The organism is Lacihabitans sp. CS3-21 (assembly GCF_024343675.1).
Lineage (GTDB): Bacteria > Bacteroidota > Bacteroidia > Cytophagales > Spirosomataceae > Leadbetterella.
In genome coordinates this window covers 30,497-52,251 of record NZ_RJUD01000098.1, presented here as the reverse complement: position 1 = coordinate 52,251, position 21,755 = coordinate 30,497, and the positions used below count along the sequence as shown (strand labels likewise).

The 21,755-nt window shown below is 33.9% G+C and carries 20 protein-coding genes; 7 read left to right on the top strand and 13 right to left on the bottom strand.

Features of this window, described 5'->3' with window-relative positions:
- Positions 1–162 precede the first annotated feature (162 nt).
- Genes EGI24_RS16425 through EGI24_RS16415 form a run of 3 tightly spaced genes read left to right on the top strand, consistent with a single transcriptional unit; the run spans position 163 to position 5,647 of the window.
- Positions 163–1,248: an efflux RND transporter periplasmic adaptor subunit gene (locus EGI24_RS16425; RefSeq protein WP_255049623.1), complete on the top strand. Its 1,086-nt coding sequence runs from the start codon at positions 163–165 to the stop codon at positions 1,246–1,248.
- A 2-nt stretch (positions 1,249–1,250) separates the two neighbouring features.
- Positions 1,251–4,337 (top strand): efflux RND transporter permease subunit, encoded by a 3,087-nt coding sequence (locus EGI24_RS16420; RefSeq protein WP_255049622.1) that lies wholly within the window; start codon positions 1,251–1,253, stop codon positions 4,335–4,337.
- Between the two features lie 8 nt (positions 4,338–4,345).
- Entirely contained in the window at positions 4,346–5,647 is a 1,302-nt protein-coding gene (locus tag EGI24_RS16415) for a TolC family protein (RefSeq protein ID WP_255049621.1), read from the top strand.
- A 5-nt stretch (positions 5,648–5,652) separates the two neighbouring features.
- On the opposite strand, the gene EGI24_RS16410 is transcribed toward EGI24_RS16415, so the two are convergent.
- Genes EGI24_RS16410 through EGI24_RS16390 form a run of 5 tightly spaced genes read right to left on the bottom strand, consistent with a single transcriptional unit; the run spans position 5,653 to position 9,815 of the window.
- On the bottom strand, positions 5,653–6,384 hold the full coding sequence (locus EGI24_RS16410) for a 5-oxoprolinase subunit PxpA (protein WP_255049619.1): 732 nt from the start codon (positions 6,382–6,384) through the stop codon (positions 5,653–5,655).
- Positions 6,368–7,297 carry a biotin-dependent carboxyltransferase family protein gene (locus tag EGI24_RS16405; protein ID WP_255049618.1) on the bottom strand — a complete coding sequence of 310 codons (930 nt, stop codon included), beginning with the start codon at positions 7,295–7,297 and terminating at the stop codon, positions 6,368–6,370. The genes EGI24_RS16410 and EGI24_RS16405 overlap by 17 nt, the downstream gene beginning before the upstream one ends.
- Before the next feature lie 6 nt (positions 7,298–7,303).
- Positions 7,304–7,957, bottom strand: coding sequence for a 5-oxoprolinase subunit PxpB (gene pxpB, locus EGI24_RS16400; RefSeq protein WP_255049617.1), 654 nt, complete (start codon positions 7,955–7,957; stop codon positions 7,304–7,306).
- Positions 7,958–7,959: 2 nt separating this feature from the next.
- Complete coding sequence (locus EGI24_RS16395; protein WP_310586102.1) at positions 7,960–8,154, bottom strand: DUF255 domain-containing protein; 195 nt, start codon at positions 8,152–8,154, stop codon at positions 7,960–7,962.
- Complete coding sequence (locus tag EGI24_RS16390; protein WP_255049616.1) at positions 8,151–9,815, bottom strand: T9SS type A sorting domain-containing protein; 1,665 nt, start codon at positions 9,813–9,815, stop codon at positions 8,151–8,153. The genes EGI24_RS16395 and EGI24_RS16390 overlap by 4 nt, the downstream gene beginning before the upstream one ends.
- A gap of 36 nt (positions 9,816–9,851) precedes the next feature.
- Here EGI24_RS16390 and EGI24_RS16385 point away from each other — a divergent pair, with 36 nt between their 5' ends.
- The gene (locus EGI24_RS16385; protein WP_255049615.1) at positions 9,852–10,298 is read left to right on the top strand and encodes a hypothetical protein; all 447 of its coding nucleotides are present in this window, start codon (positions 9,852–9,854) and stop codon (positions 10,296–10,298) included.
- A gap of 37 nt (positions 10,299–10,335) precedes the next feature.
- The gene (locus tag EGI24_RS16380) at positions 10,336–11,814 is read left to right on the top strand and encodes a helix-turn-helix domain-containing protein (RefSeq protein ID WP_255049614.1); all 1,479 of its coding nucleotides are present in this window, start codon (positions 10,336–10,338) and stop codon (positions 11,812–11,814) included.
- A 4-nt stretch (positions 11,815–11,818) separates the two neighbouring features.
- Here the strand turns inward: EGI24_RS16380 and EGI24_RS16375 are convergent, their stop codons facing one another.
- The 4 genes from EGI24_RS16375 to EGI24_RS16360 all read right to left on the bottom strand — a co-directional run bounded on the left by EGI24_RS16375 (position 11,819) and on the right by EGI24_RS16360 (position 14,313).
- A complete protein-coding gene (locus EGI24_RS16375; RefSeq protein ID WP_255049612.1) occupies positions 11,819–12,415 on the bottom strand; it encodes a NifU family protein in 597 nt (198 codons plus the stop codon).
- A gap of 109 nt (positions 12,416–12,524) precedes the next feature.
- Positions 12,525–12,791: a 50S ribosomal protein L27 gene (rpmA, locus tag EGI24_RS16370; protein WP_255049611.1), complete on the bottom strand. Its 267-nt coding sequence runs from the start codon at positions 12,789–12,791 to the stop codon at positions 12,525–12,527.
- Positions 12,792–12,820: 29 nt separating this feature from the next.
- Complete coding sequence (gene rplU, locus EGI24_RS16365) at positions 12,821–13,135, bottom strand: 50S ribosomal protein L21 (protein ID WP_255049610.1); 315 nt, start codon at positions 13,133–13,135, stop codon at positions 12,821–12,823.
- 107 nt (positions 13,136–13,242) lie between these two features.
- Complete coding sequence (locus tag EGI24_RS16360) at positions 13,243–14,313, bottom strand: SGNH/GDSL hydrolase family protein (protein WP_255049609.1); 1,071 nt, start codon at positions 14,311–14,313, stop codon at positions 13,243–13,245.
- A 242-nt stretch (positions 14,314–14,555) separates the two neighbouring features.
- Between EGI24_RS16360 and EGI24_RS16355 the strand changes: the two genes are divergently transcribed.
- Positions 14,556–15,821, top strand: a complete 1,266-nt coding sequence (locus EGI24_RS16355) for a hypothetical protein (protein WP_255049608.1) — start codon at positions 14,556–14,558, stop codon at positions 15,819–15,821.
- Here EGI24_RS16355 and EGI24_RS16350 read toward each other — a convergent pair.
- The 3 genes from EGI24_RS16350 to EGI24_RS16340 are packed head-to-tail and all read right to left on the bottom strand — an operon-like array spanning position 15,818 to position 19,233.
- A complete protein-coding gene (locus EGI24_RS16350; protein ID WP_255049607.1) occupies positions 15,818–16,960 on the bottom strand; it encodes a glycosyltransferase in 1,143 nt (380 codons plus the stop codon). The genes EGI24_RS16355 and EGI24_RS16350 overlap by 4 nt on opposite strands.
- Positions 16,929–18,071: a glycosyltransferase gene (locus EGI24_RS16345; RefSeq protein WP_255049606.1), complete on the bottom strand. Its 1,143-nt coding sequence runs from the start codon at positions 18,069–18,071 to the stop codon at positions 16,929–16,931. The genes EGI24_RS16350 and EGI24_RS16345 overlap by 32 nt, the downstream gene beginning before the upstream one ends.
- A gap of 37 nt (positions 18,072–18,108) precedes the next feature.
- On the bottom strand, positions 18,109–19,233 hold the full coding sequence (locus EGI24_RS16340; RefSeq protein WP_255049604.1) for an acyltransferase: 1,125 nt from the start codon (positions 19,231–19,233) through the stop codon (positions 18,109–18,111).
- A gap of 315 nt (positions 19,234–19,548) precedes the next feature.
- Here EGI24_RS16340 and EGI24_RS16335 point away from each other — a divergent pair, with 315 nt between their 5' ends.
- A complete protein-coding gene (locus EGI24_RS16335; protein WP_255049602.1) occupies positions 19,549–20,448 on the top strand; it encodes a glycosyltransferase family 2 protein in 900 nt (299 codons plus the stop codon).
- Position 20,449: 1 nt separating this feature from the next.
- Here the strand turns inward: EGI24_RS16335 and EGI24_RS16330 are convergent, their stop codons facing one another.
- Positions 20,450–21,742: a hypothetical protein gene (locus EGI24_RS16330; protein ID WP_255049601.1), complete on the bottom strand. Its 1,293-nt coding sequence runs from the start codon at positions 21,740–21,742 to the stop codon at positions 20,450–20,452.
- Positions 21,743–21,755: the final 13 nt, after the last annotated feature.

The following is a 21,755-nucleotide window of genomic DNA, read 5'->3' as shown; positions in this document are numbered from 1 at the left end:
AAAATCAAATAAAGACAAAAAAAGACAAATAAAAAAACGGCTTGTTATTAGTTTCTTAATAACTTATTTTTGTCTATAAAAATGTAAGCCTTATCCATTCTATAGTTTGACTTTGGCCATTTTTATAGTTATTGTAGCAAAAAACCATTTAAGACAACACATATGCGTCCTCTTTTAATAGCAGCTGGCTTGATTTTAGCCTTGATTTTAGGTAAAATTTTCTTTTTTAACGGAAGCTCTGAACAAAAATCTGATAAACCTGGAGACAAAAAACCAGGAAATGCGGCTGCAGCTGGAAAGGGCGGCGATACTAAACCTATGAGGGTAACTACTATCGTAATAGGCCTTGGAAATTCTCAAAAAACAGTTTTTTCTTCGGGAACTACAATTGCCAATGAAGAAGTAGAAGTAAAGAGTGAAATTTCAGGTAAAATTGTAAAACTCAGCATTCCCGAAGGCTCGGTAGTTCCAAAAGGGTATTTAATAGCCAAAATCAAAGACGATGACATTCTTGCTCAATTAAGAAAAATAGAATTGGAGGAAAAACTTGCTGATCAAATAGAAGCACGTCAGAAGAAACTATTAGACATTAATGCGATAAGTAGAGAAGAATACGAAATTTCGCAAAACAGAGTTTTTACACTTAAAGCAGACAAAGACCTATTAAAAGTACAATTGGAGAGAACTGAAATTAGAGCTCCATTCTCTGGAAAGGTAGGCTTAAAAAATATCTCTTTAGGAGCTTACGTAACTCCAGCTACAGTGATCTCGACTATTGTCCAATTCAATCCAATTAAATTGGACTTTACTGTTCCTGAAAAATATGTTTCTGAAGTTAAGCTTGGAAAAGTAATTCAATTTCAAACAGATGGATCAAATAATGAATACTCTGCCAGAATAGTTGCCATTGATCCGAAAGTAGATGAGGCTCTAAGAACTTTGAAAGTGCGTGCCATCTCACAAAATAGTGGAAATAATCTAATGCCAGGTATGTTTATAAAAGTTTTGTTGAATTTAAGTACATCGCAATCTATTATGATACCAACCGAAACGGTTATTCCTGTAGCAGACGGTAAAAAAGTATTTGTAAAAAGAAATGGCAAAGCAGAAGAAGTGAATATAATCACTGGCCTAAGAGATGCCAGCAATTTACAGGTTTTGAGCGGATTAAGCGTGGGAGACTCATTAATTACTAGTGGATTAATGACATTAAAAGCAGGAAGTCCAGTATTTACTAAAAACAATTAATTATGTCAATATCAACCTTATCAATCAAAAGGCCAGTTTTGGCAATTGTAATGAACCTACTCATACTATTGTTTGGGTTCATTGGCTATCAATATTTAGGTGTAAGGGAATATCCGTCGATCGATCCTCCAATCGTTAACGTGGGTACCAGTTATCCTGGAGCAAATGCCGACATCATAGAGTCGCAAATAACTGAACCTCTGGAAAAAGCTCTAAACAGTGTTGAAGGAATTAGATCGGTAAGTTCTAGTTCTAATCAAGGAAATTCTAACATTACTATAGAATTTAATCTTGATGTGGACATGGAGAAAGCCACCAACGATGTGAGAGATAAAGTTTCTCAGGCTGCATTTATTTTGCCTAGAGATTTAGATGGCTTACCAACGGTAAGGAAAGCTGACGCAAACGCTGAAACTATCCTATCTTTATCCCTAAATAGTGATTCAAGAAACATATTGGATGTATGTGATTATGCCGAAAACGTAGTTTCTCCTCGTTTGGAGACCATTGAAGGTGTAAGTGAAATACGTATTTGGGGTTTCAAGAGGTATGCCATGAGACTTTGGATGGACCCTAACAGACTCGCGTCAATGGGTGTAACTACACAAGACGTAAAATCTGCATTGGATAGAGAAAATGTGGAATTGCCTTCTGGAAAACTTCAAGGTACCAATACTGAACTTGTAGTAAAAACGGTTGGTAGATTTACCAATGCCGAAGATTTTAACAATATGATAGTTAAAAATATTGGCGATAGAATTATCAAATTTAGAGATATTGGATACGCAGAAATTGGGGCCGAAAACCTTGAAACCATACTAAGGTGGAACGGGATTCCTATGTGCGGAATTGCTGTTCAACCACAGCCTGGTGCTAACTATTTAGATATAGCCAAAGAAGTTTACAAAAGGAAGGCAGAAATCGAAAAGACATTACCTCCTGATATTAAACTAGGTACTATATTAGACTATACCACTTTTGTGAAGCAGTCGGTTGAGGAAGTTGTGGAAACTCTTGCTATTGCCATTATTTTGGTGGTTATAATTATTTTCTTGTTTTTTAGAGATTGGATTGTAGCAGTTAGACCACTGATTGACATTCCCGTGTCTTTAGTTGGTACATTTTTTATCATGTACATTTTCGGTTTCTCTATAAATGTACTTACACTCTTAGCCATCGTTTTAGCTACAGGTTTGGTTGTAGATGATGGAATTGTGGTTACAGAAAACATTTTTAAGAAAATAGAAGAAGGAATGAATCCTATTGAGGCATCTGTTAAAGGTGCCAATGAGATTTTCTTTGCTGTAATTTCTACATCGATTACACTTGCTGCGGTATTTCTACCTGTTATTTTCATGGAAGGTTTTGTTGGAAAGCTTTTCAGAGAGTTCGGCGTGGTGCTCTCCAGTGCGGTTCTTATTTCTGCCTTTGTGTCGCTCACATTGACTCCTATGCTGAATGCTTATTTGAATAGAAAAACTATCAAAAAGTCGAAGTTTTATAACATGACAGAGCCATTTTTTGAAGGCATGGAGTCCAATTATAAGAGCAGCCTTCTGAATTTTTTGACCAAGAAATGGTTGGTTATGCCTATTATGGTGGTCATTTTTGGAATGGTTTACTTTTTCTGGGGAGAATTAAAATCTGAACTGGCACCATTAGATGACAGAAGTGCATTGCAAGTTCAATTCACAGGCCCAGAGGGTTCATCTTATGATTATATGGACAAATATATTCAGAAAGCTGGTAAGATGATGAAAGATTCAGTTCCAGAACTTGCTGGTGTAATGACCATGACTGCCCCGTCATTTGGTGGTTCGGGGGCTTCAAATACAGGGTTCAGTAGAATAGCACTTTATCCAAAAGACCAAAGAACAAAATCACAAGCAGAAGTTTCAGAAGTAGTTTCCAACTTACTCAAGAAATTACCAGACGCTAGAGCATTTGTTAATCAACAACAAACCATTGCCGTTAACAAACGTGGTGGTTTGCCTGTAGGATACGTAATACAGGCTCCTGACTTCGCAAAACTTAGGGAATATCTTCCAAAATTCATGGACGAAGTCCAAAAAAGCCCAGTATTTACTACTACAGATGTAAACCTCAAGTTCAGTAAACCAGAGCTTTCAATTAAAATAGACAGAGAAAAATCGAAAAGCTTAGGAGTAGCGGTAGCTGATGTTGCACAAACCATGCAATTGGCTTTCGCAGGTCAGAGGTTTAGTTATTTTACTATGAATGGAAGGCAGTACCAAGTAATTGGGCAGTTTGAAAGAGGTGACAGAAATGAGCCACTTGACCTCAAAAGCATGTTTGTAAAAAACAGCCAAGGCGAACTCGTTCAGTTAGATAATATAGTGAAAGTGGAGGAAAATAGTAGTCCACCACAATTATACCATTATGACCGTTATATGAGTGCCACTGTATCAGCAGGCTTAACTCCAGGAAAAACCATTGCCGACGGCATAAAAGCCATGGATGAGATTAGAGATAAATTAGGTGATGAAAAAGTAAGAACTGCACTAACAGGTTCCTCAAGAGACTTTGCGGAGAGCTCATCGAATACATTATTCTCGTTTGGACTTGCACTTATTTTGGTTTTCTTGATTCTCGCAGCTCAGTTTGAAAGTTTCGTTGACCCACTAATCATCATGTTTACTGTGCCTTTGGCTATAGCTGGAGCCGTTTTATCACTTTGGCTATTTGATCAGACACTTAATATTTTCAGCCAAATTGGTATGATTATGTTGATAGGTTTGGTTACTAAAAATGGAATATTGATTGTGGAATTTGCAAATCAATTGCAAGAAAAAGGATATCCAAAGGCCAAAGCCGCAGTTGAGGCTGCAACTTTACGTTTAAGACCCATTCTTATGACAACTTTGGCAACCACTTTTGGAGCATTGCCAATTGCCTTGGCTTTGGGTTCAGCGGGGTCTAGTCGACGTTCAATGGGTATTGTAGTTATCGGTGGATTGCTTGTGTCGTTGATTTTGACACTTTATGTAATCCCTGCCATGTATATTTATTTAAGTAAAAAGAAAAACTTTGAAAGAATGAAAGCCATTGAAGAAATGGCTGAAGCTTGACATTATATATGAAAAAATCAATAGTTAAAGTAGTATTTTTACTACTAATTGGATACATAGCATCATCACAGGGTTTATTAAAATTAAGTGACGCTCAAAAATATGCTTTAGAAAACAATTTTAGTTTGAAAGTATCTGAAAAACAAGTAGAACTTGCTCAGAATCAAATTTTTAAGGCAAATGCAGGAATGTCTCCGATAATAGACTGGAACACGAGTTTTAGCTCTTCTTTCAATCAAGTAAACCAGAACTTTGTAGACGGGAGAGTTATCAATCGTTTTGGTAGATCTCTTTCTCCTATCAGCAATTTGGCCTTGGCATATACCCTTTATGACGGGAGAAGAATGCAGACTGTCTTTGAGAGACTTAAAACTCAGGGGCAACAATCTAAAATTCAACAGCAGCTGGCTATACAAAATACTTTGAGCAATGTTATGCAAGTGTATTTTGATATTCAAAGATTGCAGAACACTGAGGAATATTTAAATGAAATCATAAAATATTATGAAGAAAGGCTCAAAATTACAGAAGAAAGATGGCAAATAGGTAGAGGTTCCAAATTAGATTACTTGCAGTCGAAAGCTGATTTAAGTACCCAGTTGACAAATCTTACCAACAACAGCAATCAACTAAAAAATGCAAAAATCAGCCTAAACGGTGTTCTTGGACGTGATCCAAAGATAGATTTTGAAGTGGAAAAAGAACAGATTGCAAGTCCTATGTATGATTTGTCTTTTTTGATAGATCAAGCAAAATCACAGAATCCTGAATTCTTGAATTTGAAAAAAACGGAGGAAATTAACTTACTGAGTCAAAAAGAAGCGAGTTCGTTTAAAAAGCCAAGAATCAATTTGAACAGTTCATTTGGATACAATTTTAACTCAAACAATGCGGGTTTGATTACTTTTAACCAATCAGTGGGCTTAAATGCTGGCGTATCTGCATCATGGAGGATTTTTGACGGTCAACTTATCAATAGAAATATTCAGTCATCGAAAATCAATGGAGAAATAATCCAAGCACAAAAAGCAGATTTACTCAATAGAATTGAAAATCAACTTACTACTTCATATTTCCAATATGAAACTGATAAAAAACTGTTAGAATTAGAAAAGGAAAATAAAGAAATAGCGGCTGAAAACCTTTCTATTTCATTAGAAAAATTCAAACTGGGTTCGTCTACTATTTTAGAAATAAATGATGCTCAAACACGTTACAACACCGTTTTGAATCGTTTGGTAAGTGCTCAGTTTAATGTGAAAATATCGCAACTTGAATTGCTGACTATCAGTGGCCAATTGATGAAGTAATATTTTTATTTTGCAATATCATAAATAGCTTTTGCAAATACCAAAGCATTAGGAGTATCGCTGTGAATACAAATGGTATCACAATTGATTTTAATAAAATTTCCGTCTAAAGTACTAAAAGCAGACCCATCTACCAGTGATCGGGTCTGCTTTTTTACTTCTTCAACATCCACTTTTAATGCATTTTCTAAACTCCTAGGAGACAACGATCCATTTGACATATAAGATCGATCAGAAAAGCACTCATCATAAGTTTTAAGTCCAATTTTCTTAGCTTCAGAAATACTTAGGCTACCTGACAAACCAAACAAAATTAATTCGTTATTAAACTCAAAAACAGCCTCGGCAATTGCTCTAGCATATTCTGATTTTTTTGCTGACATGTTATATAAAGCTCCATGTGGCTTTACATGGTGCATTTTTAAGTCCTTCGCTTTCAGTACCTTGTCCAAAATATTCAATTGTTTAAGTATGAGTTCTTTAATTTCCTCGAAATCTAAATCCATTTCATTTCTACCAAAGTTTTCCTTATCATCAAAGCTTGGATGAGCTCCAATATTGAGTTTATATTTTTGTGCATTCTCAACAGTTTTTAGCATAATCTCCTCATTTCCAGCATGAAAACCGCATGCTATATTTACAGAAGTTATGAAAGTCATGAGTGCTTCATCATGCCCCGAATGGAGAAAATCAAGAGATTCTCCCATGTCACAGTTGATATCAATTTTCTTTTTCACGAAGTTTTAATGATTTTTTTATCAGATCAAAAGACTTTTCGGTCTGCAGCATAATTTTAACTGCGTGCTCATAGCTGACCATTTCAAACTCAATCTTTGATTGAAAACCAAGCTGAGATAACTTGGAAACGTCGTTTTCAATAACAAAGCCTAATTTAGGATATCCACCACTCACTTGGGCATCAGCCATCAAAACAATCAACTGCCCATCAGGCAAAAGCTGAATGGTACCTTTTGTAACTGAGGCAGAAACCATTTCCTTGTTTTCCAGTAGGACCATGGGTTCTCCGCTTAATCTATAACCCATGCGATTTGAGTCTTTAGTGATTAAAAAATCTGAATTTAAAAGATTTTTCTTCGATGCAATATCTAATTTTTCAAATTCAAAACTGGGTACAAATCTTATTATTTTACTGGTAAAGTTGTAATTGAAAGACACTCCGTATTGGGTACGGTCAATTGCTAACTCAACTTTATTATTTAAAGCCAAATTTTGACAAAACTCTGGGAAATTTAATTGAGAATTGGATGATTTTGAATTCAACCAATCAGGAACTTCAAGGCCACCTTTAACACCGAAATACAGCCTTTCTCCATTGGATTTATGTTTAAAGACCAAATGATCACCAGGCTTTGCTTTATATATTTTATTCTTTGTAAGCAATTTTTGGTTCAAAGTAGCATTAAATTCAGCACCTGTTATGGCAAAAAAACAAAATTCTTCAAATTCAATATGTGGACCTGGAAAATGGATTTCTAAAGCCGCTTCATTTGAATGATTTCCTAAAATCATATTCAACAATCTGAAGCTCAGATTGTCCATGACTCCACCAATATTAATACCAACGGACTGATAACCAAACCTTCCTTTATCTTGAAAAGTACTTAGAATGCCTTTTTTTAGAATTTTCATCGGATTTTATATCGGTTTAAACTTTACTTTATCACCAATAGAAAGATAACTCAGATTTTCTAAATCAAAGAGTTCAAGTGCAGTTGTTCCAATAATTTGCCATCCACCGGGGCTTTCAGATGGATAAATCCCAGTTTGAAAACCACCAATCCCAACGCTTCCTTTGGTTACTTTCAGCCTCGGTGTACTTTTTCTCGGAACAAATATTCTCTCATCCATCCCCAATAAATATGGAAAACCTGGTAAAAAACCTATCATGGCCACTGTATAAACTGCTTGTGAGTGGATCGCAATAACCTCATTTACAGGTAGTTTACAGTAGTTTGACACAAAAGACAAATCGACACCATCATACTTTATAGGTATTGATTTAATTAGTGTTTTTTGGAAACTAGCGTCATTCACATCAATAATATTTTCAGAAAACCAATTTTCAAAAAAAATCAACAAAGAAGTATTGGACGCATAAAAACTAATATCAACAAATAAACCTAGGGAGTTATAAGCAGGTACTGTTTCGAGCAACCATGGCCACTTTTGCGATTCAATTGTTTCTTTTAACTTTAGAACCTCTCGATGTGCCTCTAACCCAATTTCTTTATTTAGAAAAACGCAAATTGCTTTTTCTGACAAAATAGATAAAGTGAAAAGGCCTTTCATGCTTATTTCAGTAGTATTAAAGCTTCTTGAACTGTTTTTACGGGTAAATGGCAAGCTGAATAACCAATACGCAGAAGAATCACTTTATCCTCTTCAGCAGCCTTCTCTAGAGCTTCTAGGCCCCAAGGATACGAATCTACTGGGCTGTTTTTATATAGCAGTAGATATGGGCTTGTTTCATGAGCTAAGTGATTCATTGTGCTATAATAATTTTTTTAGATACTATAGATGAACCGTCCTCTATACTGACTATGAGTTCATTAGCTTGAAAGTCTGAAACGTTTATCAATCTATCGAAAACCAATTCTTTGGATTTAACCTCTTCATTATAAAGAGAATTACCCAAAATATCCGTGATTTTTAATCTAAAATTTGAGGCAGATTTCAGTTCAAATTGTACCCTAATGTATTCCGACGTTGGATTCGGAAAACATTTTAATTCGGTAAAATTAATGTTGGGTTCAATACTGGTAGGCAATAAAAGGTCAAACTGGCAAAGGAAAATTTCATAACCCTTTAGCGTGATTTCTTTACTAAAATTACCATAACTGACCAATACTTTAGCTTCTTCTGTTTCTGATTTAGCGTTCGGATTATGAGCAACTACAAGCAATTTATTTTCTTTCAAAACACCTCTCCAAATTGGCTTCTTGGTTTCATTGTACGCTCTAGCAGATATGGTCTCTATAAGTTTGAAATCACCCTCAAACATGTTTTTATACTTAGAAAGCCTGTACAAACCTTTTGTAAAGTACTCATAATTAGACATATCATTTTCTGTTATGGTAGGATCTTCCCAAAGCCATAACCCCTTTGCACCCGCAAAAAACGGAAAAATAGCCATAGACTCAGCCATCCAAGGCTTTATGTTTTTCAAAACAAACTCTTTGTTGAAGCTATATTTTCCCCACACAAAAACCATTTGTTCTTTATTGGTCCAAGCTCTATTGGCTTCAATTTGAAACAATAAATATGACAAATATTCTCCCGCAAAAGGATGCGGATAGTCATAATAAAAATAAGCCGAAGGCGTCATAAATGTCTGTGAATTATAGGCCAAACCACCAACCTGATTCTTATCAAAATCATAACAAACATAATTCAACACTGATTTATCTGTTTTCCACGCTTCCCATGACTTGCCTTGAATATTAATGAAAGTGTTGAGTATCGGTGTATCTGAGTATGAACTAACATTTTGAGCGGTCACTTTACCTTTTTCCAAAATATATTGCATGGCTTTTCCATACAACTCCTGAATTCCACGTTTGTATTGTTCAATAAATTGTTGATTAGTCAAACTCCTAAATTGCTGAGGCACCACACTGGAATTCTTCAAAACCAAAATAGAGTCATCAGATTTTAATTGAGTTTCCACATCAAAAACAAAAATATCTGCAGCAATCCTATCTTTACCATTTGTCTCACCAATCATTCTCGTAATTTCTGTGTCCCAATATTTCTGTGAAACGCTCAAATCGTTGTTGAAAGGTGATTTGTGCGTCATCCAAGGTTGAGCTGGGTTTGTGTAGGCAACACTATACTGTATAAATGCTCTATTTTTTTCTGGTATGAGGTTTAAAAAATTCGGATTCGAAAGATGTGTAAATCCACGCTTAAACATTAGCCCCGTATTCACATACCTAGATGGTCCACCATAGACGATTTTGAACGGTAAATCAAACTCAGGAAATTGTAACCAATTGATTCCATTACCCGGTTGAGAGGGTTTAAAGTCAAAATCAAGGGTCTGTGAACAAGTCTGTGAATAGCTAGAAATAGAGAAAATACAAAAAATAAATATATAAAATTGTCTATTAATATATCCTAAATATTTCTTTCCTAAATTTGTAGGCATTCTATTTCGTTTTATTACAAAATTAACTCAAAAAAAATGAAAAAAGTCTTAATAATCGCATTTGTTACTTTCATTTCTTTGGCTTGTAAGAAAGATAAAGTAGAACCAACAAATTTAAGCCAGTCCGAATTACTATCTTTAAATAGCTGGCAATTAAGTAGATATACCGATTCAAATGGGAAAACTTTGACCAATGCTGAATTAAATATCGCTGCAATTGCATTATATGGTCTACAGTTTGAATTCAGGGCAGATAAAGAGACTAGAGCCGTTGATAAAATCACAAAAAACATCTTAAACAGAGGAACTTGGGAATTATTGACAGGAAATACAGTTTTGGATATCAATATCACAAGCTTTAAAGGACAATTTAAGATAGTTACGCTTTCCAAAGGAAAACTAACCTTGCAAGCCAGTACAGGTAATTTCCTATCAGGTGTTGGGTCCGAAATCAACATGGAATTTATTGAATCGAAAAACTAAGGAATCAGCCAATAAACTAGAAAATTCCGAAATAATAATGAGCCTTAACACAGATCATATAAAACTTATATTTGGCCTAAAACTCAAACAATTACGCCAAGAAAAAGGATATTCCTTACAAGACTTATCAAATATTTCGGGCCTTTCAATGTCTTACATCAATGAAATTGAAAAAGGTAAAAAATATCCAAAAGCAGACAAAATTTCATCTTTGGCAGAGGCTTTAGGAATTGAATATGACAGTTTGGTATCTCTCAAACTAAACAAAAAACTACAGCCTATTTCTAATTTACTCAAATCGAATTTTCTAACTGAAATTCCTTTTGATTTTTTTGGAATTGACCCCGCTAATTTGTTGGAAATGCTCTCAGATGCACCTACCAAATTAAGTGCTTTTATCAACACCATCATAAAAATCGGTAAAAGCTACAGTATGAGTGTAGAGCAGTTTTATTTTGCAGTGCTTCGCTCCTACCAAGAAATGCACAATAACTACTTCCCAGAGCTTGAAGAAATTGCAGAAGAATTTTTAAAAAAGAACAATATCCCTGATGAAAAAGTAATTGATGAGTTTTATTTGTCCAACCTACTATCTGATCAATATGGAATAATCATTGAATTTTTCGATGAGAAAGATTACCCTGTTTTAGGTTCAATTAGGTCAGTATTTATCCCTAAATCGAAAAAACTTTTAATCAACAAAAGAATATCATCTGACCAAAGAGCATTTACTTTGGCAAGAGAACTGGGTTTCCTTCACATGAATCTCAAAATGAGACCTATGACCTCTTCTTGGATACAGGTAAACTCTTTTGAAGAGGTTTTTAACAATTTTCAAGCTTCATATTTTGCTGGAGCTATACTCATTAAAAAAGAACCTTTGGTTCAAAGTTTAAAACAGCTTTTTGCATCAGAAAAATTCTCTGAGAAAAAACTAACTGATATAATAAATAAATTCCAAACCACTCCAGAGACCTTACTTCACAGGGTTTTTAGTATTCTCCCTAATTGTTTTGAAATTGACAAACTGTTTTTCTTGAGGTTTGAAGCACCGATTGGTTCTAAAGATTATGTATTAACAAAGGAGCTGCATCTTTCAAAATTGCACGACCCACAAGAAAGCAAAAACGAAAACTATTGCCGCAGATGGGTTTCTCTAAAGATACTTGACGACCTCTCATCTTTACAAAAAAACAAAAAAGACGAATTGCTTGTACAAGCTCAAGTTTCAGATTATGAAGATGCTGGTAATCAGTACTTTGTAATATCTATCGCTAGACCTCTAAATATACTAGAAAGCACCAATGTAAGTGTAAGCATTGGTTTTGAAATATCTCAAGAGGTAAGTCAAAAAATCGCTTTCTTGAGTGATCCAAAGGTAAAACACCAAAAGGTAAATCAAACATGTGAAAAATGTTCGATTTTCGATTGTAAAGAAAGAGTTGCCGCACCAACCATTCTACAGAAAAAAAGGCAAATAAATCAAATGAAGGAGGCCATCGCAAAGCTGATTTAATTGCTTAAATCTCTTCGGCTTCAACCAATTTAACCTCAGGAACCATTGAAGTCAATAGACGTTCAATACCTGATTTGAGTGTGATAGTGGCAGATGGACATCCGCTGCATGACCCTTGGAGGAACACTTTCACCAATCCTGATTCTTCGTCAAAAGATGAAAAGTTAATGGCTCCACCATCAGATTCAACTGCTGGACGCACGTATTGATCTAATGTAGCTTTGATTTTGGCAACTACGGAAGAGTCATTAGCATCTACAATTAAGGTATTTGAATCTATCGTTTTCTGAGCAAAAACGGTGTTATTTTCATCAAAAAATATCTTCAGGAATTTTTTTAGATCAAATAAACACTCTTCCCATTCAATATCTGAATCTTTGGTGATGGTAATAAAGTTGGAAGACAAAAATACCCTTTGAACAAAATGAAACTGAAAAATATCTGCTGCCAATGGTGAAGCTTTAGATTCATCCATGGCCGATGCCATATCTGGATAATCGAAAGAAAGGCCTTCAGGTACTATTTCAAAGTTTAAAACAAACTTCATTGAGTTAGGATTTGGACTCAACTCCGTATAAATCATTGTATTTCTCTTCAACATATAATTATCATTTTTCTAAACTATAAAACACCAATTTTATTGATTAAGTTTGATTTTTGGGCATAAAAAAAGAGGCTAAGCCTCTTTTTTCAAAATTTCTTAACGGAAATTAAGCTTCCACAGGTGCAGGTAGCACATGTACAAATGATTTGCCATCACGACCTTTTTTGAAAGTCACTAAACCATCTCTTAAAGCAAACAACGTATGGTCACGACCTAAGCCTACATTTTGACCTGGATTGTGTTTTGTTCCACGTTGACGAACGATGATGTTACCAGCAATAGCTGACTGTCCACCGTATAATTTCACGCCTAAACGCTTGCTTTCTGATTCACGACCGTTTCTCGAACTACCGACTCCTTTCTTATGTGCCATCGTCTTTTAATGTTTTAAATATTAATTAATTAAGCTGCAATGATTTCGTCAATTTGAATCTTAGTCAACGATTGACGATGTCCGTTTTGCTTTTGGTAACTTTTACGTCTTTTTTTCTTGAATACGATGACTTTCTCACCTTTCAAGTGTTCAATAATTGTGCATTTTACGGTTGCACCTGCCACGGTTGGAGCTCCTACGGAAACTGCACCGCCATTATCAACAAGGAGAACCTTGTCAAAAACAAGCTCAGCGTTCGTTTCTCCCGCCAAACGGTGGGTATAAATGAAACGACCCTTTTCAACTTTAAACTGCTGGCCTGCTATCTCTACGATTGCGTACATCTTAGCTAAATTTAAATGATAATAAAAAATTGGAGTGCAAAATTAAGATTTTATTTCTAATAAACAAATTGAAAGTCAAATAAAACCCTGTATTTAGAACAAAAAACTTAGTTTTTCCAATTCTCAGCAATGATCTCGCTAACTTTAACGCAACCAGCATCTGAAAAATGCATATCATCGAAAAAATATTTACTGTCTTTCGGTAGCAATTTCGCTAAATCGATGCACTTAATGTTTTGTTCTTTACACAAATCACTCAGCGTTTGATTATACATTTCAAGTTTCTGGAAATATTGTTTGCCGCTCATGTTATAAACTTCATAGCTACCCAAATCTATACCTGAAGTTGGATCAATTCCTTCTCCAAAAAGCAGAGGTTGTGTAATGAATATAGGTTTAACCGCGTTCTTTTTACAAATATTTATCAAGGTCATCACGCTTTCTGCATAATGAATTTGAGCTTTTTTGTGCAGGTTTAAGACCTTATTCATTTCATCTTGGCTAAGATATTTCTGATTATATTGCTTTTTCAGATTCCATTCTGCATTGTCTCTTACGCCCAATTTAAAGGCTTGATAACTTCTATAGAATGAATGAATTAAATTCACAAGTCTTGAATATTCCTCTATTTGTAGCACATAATATTCAGCATTTTTCTCAGTAAGCTTAGCGTCGAAACTATTTCCGCCATTCTCAGTAGTGGCCATATCGTTGATACCAATTAAAAAGAATGCATAATCAGGCTTTAACTCTGACAAATAGCCATTTAGGAGAGCAATATGCCCTTTTGTTGAGTGGCCATTCAACCCAGCATTATTTACTAAAAATTGAGGGCCCATTTTTTTGCTTACCAAAAAAGGCCAGTGTTTGTTATCATCTATAAAAAAACACTCCGTGGTGCTTCCTCCTATAAATATAATCTTCGTCCTTTTTGAGTTAACATCCCATTCTTCACCTCTAAACCCTACAGAATTTTTGGTGTGAATTGCATTTTTGGATAATTTAGTAAACTTCTCATTCGGTAAAGTGTATTTCTGATTTTTTGGTAAGACAACTTCATTGCCCTTTAATCGGACGGGAACGGGAGAGAAAAAACGAAGAAATACCTCTAATGCTATTGCTACAATGATCAAAACGTAGAACAAATAGATGATTTTCGAGAAAATACCTTTTAGCATTTAGAATTTTTATTTAAGCTTCGGTTAAAGAAATTTCAATTTTGGATAAGATCCATTGAAAACTTGCATCAATTTAAAGTGATCTTGCAAAATGTGGGCAAAGATAATAAATCGAGCTATTAAAATTACAAACTTGGAAGTAGACTCGCTCGCCGACTGAAAAAAAACTTCCCTAACAAAGAGATTATGTACTAATTTTGGGACGTTTTTCAGTAATAAGAAAGTTTCATCAACAATTCTTTATGATTTCTAAAGCCAAACTTGTTTTATTAACTTTAATATATCTGTTAGGAGGTTCAATTTTCTTACATTTATTTTATCTAAAAGATTGGAATCATTCGATTTTTGAAATTGCATTTAATTTTGGGGATGTGGTCGAAAACATCATCAACCACAACAAGTTTGAGGGGAAATATGCAGATAATATTGATATAGATTTTAGGGCCCACAGGCTTCCAGCTATTCCCTATTTAATAGCTTATTTAAGTAAAATATTTTGCACCCAAAAAATACTTTTTGTAGCACTTCTGAAGAATCTAATTTTCTCTTTACTTTGGATTCCATTTCTACATGAAGGAATAAACAAAAGGAGTATCAAGCCTATTTATAAAGTTATTATCGCTGGGTTTTTATTGAGTTTCCCGCAATTATTCTTACATGGTTTGCAAATAGACTTAGAAGAATCGTATATCATACCCATTTTGGCATACTATTGGTTTTTAGTTATCTATGATAAACCATTTACAAAGTGGCAACAAGCATATTTTATTGTTTTACCTTCTTTACTTTTCTTTTCAAAGAATACTTTCTTATATATTATTCCGATTCTCTCAGTTATCATATTTATTACAGATAGAAAAAAAACAAAACTAATTATCGCAAGTCTTTTATTATTAGTTATTTCTTCATTTTCATTGGCTTCGTTTAACCAAAAAAACTCTGGAAGATTTACTTTGAAATATTCTTTAGAATGGTTTAATATTTATAAAGGTAACAACGAAAGAACCGCGGCTATCTATCCAAAATATTCTTTGGATATTTTAGATTTTGAGGATTATTATAAAATTCCAGATTCGGTAAAAACAGAATGGGAATTCAATGAATTTTTTAAAGAAAAAACAATCGCTTATTTTGAAAATCACCAAAAAGAAATTTTAGAATTATTGCCTACCAAAATCCTGACAATTTGGTTTGATATCCGTCCAAATGGAATTTTTCCTGGATTCGAAAAAACGCTCATTACTCCTCTGAAATTACTTGGAATGATCTATATGCTCATTTTTAGAATCCTTCAATGGTTTTGTTTAATCTATTTATTTTTAAAACTTTTAGGTAGAAACAGAAAATATCACGTTTCGCTCAGCCTTAAGTACATCAGTTTAATTGGCCTTTATTTTATACCCTATACGATAGCATTTGGCTTCGAAAGGCACCTTTTACCAGTAATTATTCCAACATTATTGACGTTAATAAAGATAATTGAAGACAAACAAGCTTTGAAAAATTAGAACAACTGTTTGACTACACTGTCAAATTGGCCGCAAACTTTAGAAGTTTCAAATCTTTCTTCAACCAATTTCCTGCCATTGAAGGCCATTTTATCGGCCAAATGTTGGTTTTGAAGAATTTCCACGATTGCATTGGAAATAGAGTTACTATTGAGCTCTATCACTTCCCCTGCCTCATTTTCTTTTATCTCATTTGAAAGGCCCGTTTCGGTTGAAACAACCACTGGCAATTGATAGACCAATGCTTCTAGAACTGCTATAGAGAACCCTTCAGAATAAGAAGGGAGTGCGAAAACTTTAGAATTTTGCAATAATTCTATTTTGGCTTGACCATCCACAGATCCAACGTAAATTATTGACTTTTCAAGCTCATTATTTTTTATAAAATCCTGGACAAAACCCAACATTCCAAAATCTGGTCCTGCTATAATCAACTGAGCATCAGAAATTATATTTATAACTTGTTTAAATGCTGGCAAAAGCAAATCCAACCCTTTTTTTTGATGGAGTCTACTTAAAAAGAGTACATGGTTGCCTATTTTGTGCGTTTTAGAATTAATTTCTGGTACATCAATTCCGTTAGGGATAATTCTAATATTTGACGTCGTTTGGCCTAAATAATCACTTACTTCACTTAGCTCACCTCCATGAAGAACATGTACCATTCTTGCTTTTTTCAAGAAGTTTTTTTGAAAACTATAAGTAAACAATCCACGTTTTATTCTATTGCCAATGAAAGTATATGGATGTGCACAACCGTGTACCGTAACGATACTATTATTATGCAACTTGAGTAAATGTGCCGCCAACAATGTAAAATTCCAAAGACCATGCAAATGAATCACATCAAATCCCTGTTCATTTTTCTTTAAAATATGCCATAATTCAGTGGAAAACAATGGCAGAAATTTGGTGAGTAATTGTGGAACAATAGAAATAAAATTTACCCCTTCAATATCTTTATATCTTTTTTGACCTTCCATATCCATTGTGATAATGGTCACTTTGTCACCATGCTCAACTTGGAATTTTGCTAGGTCATAAACCACTTTTGAAGCTCCTCCGTTTTCCCAAGTATAAGACAAAATATGTACAAAATGCATAATATTAGGCTGATTGATATATTCTTTGAAAACCATTTATAATTCTTGTGGCCACTTCATCTACTTTGAAATCCTTAATTATGTCTAAAGATTCAGATTTCATAGTTTCTAATTTGGTCTTGTCCATGACAAATGACTTCATTGCATTTTCAAGGCTATTTTGATCTCCAGTCTTGAAAACAAACCCATTGCCTTGAACTAAATCGTCTTTACAACCACAGGAATCTGAGACAATTACACCCAAACCACAAATCATCGCTTCATTGACTACCAAACCCCATGGCTCAGAGTTGCTTGGTAAAACCAGACAATCTGATTGGCTAAAATATTTAGGAACACTTTGCCAATCTACTGCATTGAATTTGTAAATATGCTTATGATGTACTTCAATTAATTTTTCAATTTCCTTATCCAGAAGCCCATTTCCCAAAATAATCAAGCCCCAATTTTCAGCCTCAACAATTTTAGATTTTATATTTTGAAAAGCCTTGACAAGAATAGGTATGTTTTTAACGCCAATGATTCTTCCAACATAAATAAAGTTATGAGAAGTCTTAATTACATCTGACAAATAATTCTTTTCTTTCGCTATTTCAAAGACTTCTCTTATTTTTTTATCATCTACGACAGCCCCTTTTTGTTCAATAAACTGTTCAGTTTTTGCACCCAATTCAAGCAAATAATCTCTAGAAGATTTGCCAAAAACAATAAAACCATTACTCATTTTTACAAGAACTTTCTTGAAAAGTTCCTTTAGAAATGACCTTTGATGATCAAATGAGGTAGATTCATTTGAAATAACTACTTTTTTTCCCAAAAAAAAAGAAAACACAATAGCCAAAGTCAAGGACAAGTCTCCAGCCCAACCAGTAACATTCACTACATCAGGCTTGTAGCTCCAAATATATCTAAGTACTGCTTGAACTTTATTGAATGTAGGAATATTCTCAATAAAATCATCAAAAAGCAGTCTATAGTTGTATTGGTAATTGATTTCGGGACTAGACATGTCTTTCCTCGAGATATCATTCTTGGCTATTTGCAAAACACAAATCTCCATTTTATCCGTCTTTTGCTTTTCGATTGCCTCGAACAAAACGGACTTATAATGTGTCCAGAGAATATTATGAATTATTAAAACCTTCATGTTTAGCAAAAGTAATTTTTTTGTAGCAAAATCATCTTTATTGTTTGGAAGTTTTTGGCTTCATAAATGGCAGTTCCACTAAAAAATGGGTAAGATAAGCCACCCCCAAACTAACAATTATGCCTAATAAGACAAAAAATGAATGTTTTGGAAGTTGATTTTGATTGAGTTTAAGAACAATTCCAGAAATAAAGACTAAAATGGGAAAGTGAATTATGTAGAGGGTATAAGAAAAATCTCCAAAAAACTTAAAATTCTCTATGAGTTTGAAACTGATATTTTTAGATTGAAAATACAAAATACAACAAATCAAAGCGGTCAGTAAAAGAGCGATTCGGAAATCATACAAATCGCTGTAAATAGGCAAAAATGGCAACAAAAAGAACCCTAAAATGTTGATCACAGCAAAATTCAATAAGCCAATCCCTATCCTCTTAGAATAAACTTCTGCCAAAAGCACCCCTGCCCACCAACTTATTATTGAACTAAATACCGCCTTGGAAAGCGTTTCCGTCCAAAAATAACTATAGTTAACCAATGAAAATAATAAGACTATTAGAAGAGTAGAATAATAAATATTTTTTCTAGACAATAACAAGAAAATGGGGTAAATCATATAAAACCACCACTCTAACTTTAATGACCATGTGGGCCCGTTGGTGCCAAAAATGGGCACATATTCTTTAAATAAAAAAAACACATTACCAATAAAAGTCACTAAGGTCAAACTTTGATTACCAACAGTGATGTTAATACCCTCATTTGGAGTATTTCCCGTATAAATAGAAAACCCAAAATCCCTTCCAACAAAATCTAATAAAGCAGTAAGGCAAAGAGCAAACAAGAATGGTGGGTATATTCTCCTTATTCTTTTTATATAAAATTGTCCAATGTTAACACTTTGCAAAGAGTCTGTTAAAAATTTCTTTACATAACCTTTATGGATCACAAATCCAGAAAGCACGAAAAACAACAAGACAGATTCATGTCCAAATTTAAACATAGAAAGGAAATACATCGACATTTTGTCCATCCAACTGTATTCTAAAGTGTGTTTTAAGTAACCTTCACTATAACCTTCCCAAAGTAACCACCTGGCGTGACCAATCATCACATATAGAGCGGCCAATCCTCTGAGACCATCTAAAACCTTAATATTCATTAAATAAAACAATGTTTAAAAATTCAAGAAGGCAAAAATTCACCTCTTTGAACAAAAAAATTAATCTGGGAAAAGTAAAAATTTAGTTTGTCAACGTATATTCTTTGCCAAAGATAGAAAATTTATTCATTAAAACTTTTCCTTGATTTGAAGCAAAGGGTAAAAGTCTCGAAATATTTAGTCTTAAATCTGAGCATACTTTTTTTTAGTAAAGTTAATATGGCCAAATTTTGAATATTTGGTTGTAATTTTGATTAATTAGACGCTTGGCGTTTCAAATAACAGATTAATGAATTCCTGCCAATTCAATTTTTAATGAGTATAACCGCCGTAATACTGACTTTTAACGAAGAAAAACATATAGAAAGGTGTATTACCTCGCTGAAACCTATTTGTGAGAGAATATGCATTGTCGATTCTTATTCCACTGATACCACGCTCGAGATTTGTAAAAGATTAGATGTGGAGGTTTTTCAAAACAAATGGGAAAACAATCATTCTAAGCAAATGAATTGGGCCATTGAGAATTGCCATATTACTTCAAAATGGACCATGCGAATGGACGCCGACGAATATGTTTTGAAGGAGTTACAAACTGAAATTAATTCTAAAATTGAAACTTTGCAAAGCAATATTGCTGGAATTGAATTAAAACGACGTGTGTATTTCAAAAATAAGTGGATCAAACATGGAGGTTTTTATCCAATAAAACTCATCAGAATTTGGAAAACTGGTAAAGGATATAGCGAAGAACGATTTATGGATGAACATATCGTCGTAAATTCAGGAGAAATTATATGTTTAGAGCATGATATTGTCGACGAAAATCTCAACGATATAAACTGGTGGACGGCCAAACATTTAAATTATGCAAGACGCGAAGCTGTTGATTTTTTATCTAATAAATACTCGTTTGGGTTGAACACTGAAAAAGATATAAATATTACAAAACAAGCAGAAAGAAAAAGGAAACTCAAAGATAATTTTTACTACAAACTACCCTATGGACTTAGACCGATGATTTATTTCTTTTTGAGATTTATCATACAGTTAGGTTTCTTAGATGGTCCAAAAGGATGGATTTTCCACTTTTTACAAGCATTTTGGTACAGAATTGTGGTGGACATAAATATTTATGAAATTGAAAAAGCTTGCGAAGGAGATTCGAGAAAAATTGAGGAGTTTATAATAAAAAAATGGGGAATAAATTTCTAAATTACTTTCTTACAAACCGTACAAGCAAAATATACATACCCAATCTTGTATAATCTACAACGACTCCGGCCGTGAAATTGGCCACAAAATAATAAATAAATGCATAGGCTATAAATTCAGTACCCATACTATCTGGATTCTTGATTTCTTTCCAAGCAATTTTTACTAAATGGAAAAACATCACTGAATAAAAAATAAAAATAATTATACCGTAGGAGTCTAAAACTTCCATTTGAGGAACGTCAACATACAAACTTTGATAGCCATTACCAAAAATCGCATACCTAACTTTACCTTCTTCTATGTTTTCGGCAAACCTTTCAAATACGGTTGATATCAACATTATTCTGGTATTTGCAGAATCGTCGCCTGCTACTTTTTTGCTATTTTTCTTTCCATCAGAAGAGTCAAAAGACTCCATAATACTTTTCAATCTATAACCCATATAGTTGGAAATAGGGGTTATAAAGTCGGTATCTTTGTCTAAGGACGAAACCCCTTTGGTGATGCCCAGAGCCAAAGCCAAAAGAACATACCATTTAAAAAACAAAAATTTAATGGTAGAGCCTATCTTCCTTAGATTAAAATTAAAAAACAGAAAAAGAGACAAAAATATAAAAGCTGCTAAAAAAGCAAGCATGGTTTGTGTTAAAAATAAAACTACTATGAACAGTAAAATCGTGAGCAAAGGAATAATAAAGCCTAACTTGACCTGTTTGTTATACTTTAAAGCCAAAACACTGGCTATCAAGCCATAAAATGCCCCTCGAGAATTGATATGGGGATTGCCACCGGTTGCTCCGTCTTCGTCTAATGCAATAGATGCACGCTGCCCAAACTGATACAATGGGTTAGTAAAAGTGAAATAAATCAAGGAAATTGCACCTAGCACAGAAAGGAAAATCACAAAATAAATAAAATTCTTGTTGAGCGACTCTCTTTTTATGAAAATGGTGCCAATGTATATTAAAAATATCAGTATAAAATTAAGAAATTCTCGAACAGCATTTACAGCTGAATACCTATCTCGAAGAAGGTAATACGAAAAACCAATAATAATAAACAATGATAAAAGGGTGAAACCCACTTTATTCGGAGCATCAAAGGTCTTTAAATCTTTGAAAATCAAAGACAAGGCATAAGGTAAGAATAACAAAAAAATGGCAAAAAAAGTATTAGCTGGAGCTAGCTTTATACCATCTCTAAGAAAATATATAAATGGTAAGCCTGCAACGAAAGTAGCAACAGCCAAAGCATCCCTATTAGCTAAAAACTTATTTAGAATATACTTCATTCAAAAAAATTTA

What these genes read in the sequence shown, in the direction of transcription:
- EGI24_RS16345 (WP_255049606.1), bottom strand. Translation starts at nt 18,071, where the DNA reads ATGAAGGTTTTAATAATTCATAATATTCTCTGGACACATTATAAGTCC.
- EGI24_RS16425 (WP_255049623.1), top strand. Translation starts at nt 163, where the DNA reads ATGCGTCCTCTTTTAATAGCAGCTGGCTTGATTTTAGCCTTGATTTTA.
- EGI24_RS16390 (WP_255049616.1), bottom strand. Translation starts at nt 9,815, where the DNA reads ATGCCTACAAATTTAGGAAAGAAATATTTAGGATATATTAATAGACAA.
- EGI24_RS16420 (WP_255049622.1), top strand. Translation starts at nt 1,251, where the DNA reads ATGTCAATATCAACCTTATCAATCAAAAGGCCAGTTTTGGCAATTGTA.
- EGI24_RS16355 (WP_255049608.1), top strand. Translation starts at nt 14,556, where the DNA reads ATGATTTCTAAAGCCAAACTTGTTTTATTAACTTTAATATATCTGTTA.
- EGI24_RS16375 (WP_255049612.1), bottom strand. Translation starts at nt 12,415, where the DNA reads ATGTTGAAGAGAAATACAATGATTTATACGGAGTTGAGTCCAAATCCT.
- EGI24_RS16340 (WP_255049604.1), bottom strand. Translation starts at nt 19,233, where the DNA reads ATGAATATTAAGGTTTTAGATGGTCTCAGAGGATTGGCCGCTCTATAT.
- EGI24_RS16360 (WP_255049609.1), bottom strand. Translation starts at nt 14,313, where the DNA reads ATGCTAAAAGGTATTTTCTCGAAAATCATCTATTTGTTCTACGTTTTG.
- rplU (WP_255049610.1), bottom strand. Translation starts at nt 13,135, where the DNA reads ATGTACGCAATCGTAGAGATAGCAGGCCAGCAGTTTAAAGTTGAAAAG.
- EGI24_RS16405 (WP_255049618.1), bottom strand. Translation starts at nt 7,297, where the DNA reads ATGAAAATTCTAAAAAAAGGCATTCTAAGTACTTTTCAAGATAAAGGA.
- pxpB (WP_255049617.1), bottom strand. Translation starts at nt 7,957, where the DNA reads ATGAAAGGCCTTTTCACTTTATCTATTTTGTCAGAAAAAGCAATTTGC.
- EGI24_RS16395 (WP_310586102.1), bottom strand. Translation starts at nt 8,154, where the DNA reads ATGAATCACTTAGCTCATGAAACAAGCCCATATCTACTGCTATATAAA.
- EGI24_RS16385 (WP_255049615.1), top strand. Translation starts at nt 9,852, where the DNA reads ATGAAAAAAGTCTTAATAATCGCATTTGTTACTTTCATTTCTTTGGCT.
- rpmA (WP_255049611.1), bottom strand. Translation starts at nt 12,791, where the DNA reads ATGGCACATAAGAAAGGAGTCGGTAGTTCGAGAAACGGTCGTGAATCA.
- EGI24_RS16380 (WP_255049614.1), top strand. Translation starts at nt 10,336, where the DNA reads ATGAGCCTTAACACAGATCATATAAAACTTATATTTGGCCTAAAACTC.
- EGI24_RS16330 (WP_255049601.1), bottom strand. Translation starts at nt 21,742, where the DNA reads ATGAAGTATATTCTAAATAAGTTTTTAGCTAATAGGGATGCTTTGGCT.
- EGI24_RS16350 (WP_255049607.1), bottom strand. Translation starts at nt 16,960, where the DNA reads ATGGTTTTCAAAGAATATATCAATCAGCCTAATATTATGCATTTTGTA.
- EGI24_RS16415 (WP_255049621.1), top strand. Translation starts at nt 4,346, where the DNA reads ATGAAAAAATCAATAGTTAAAGTAGTATTTTTACTACTAATTGGATAC.
- EGI24_RS16335 (WP_255049602.1), top strand. Translation starts at nt 19,549, where the DNA reads ATGAGTATAACCGCCGTAATACTGACTTTTAACGAAGAAAAACATATA.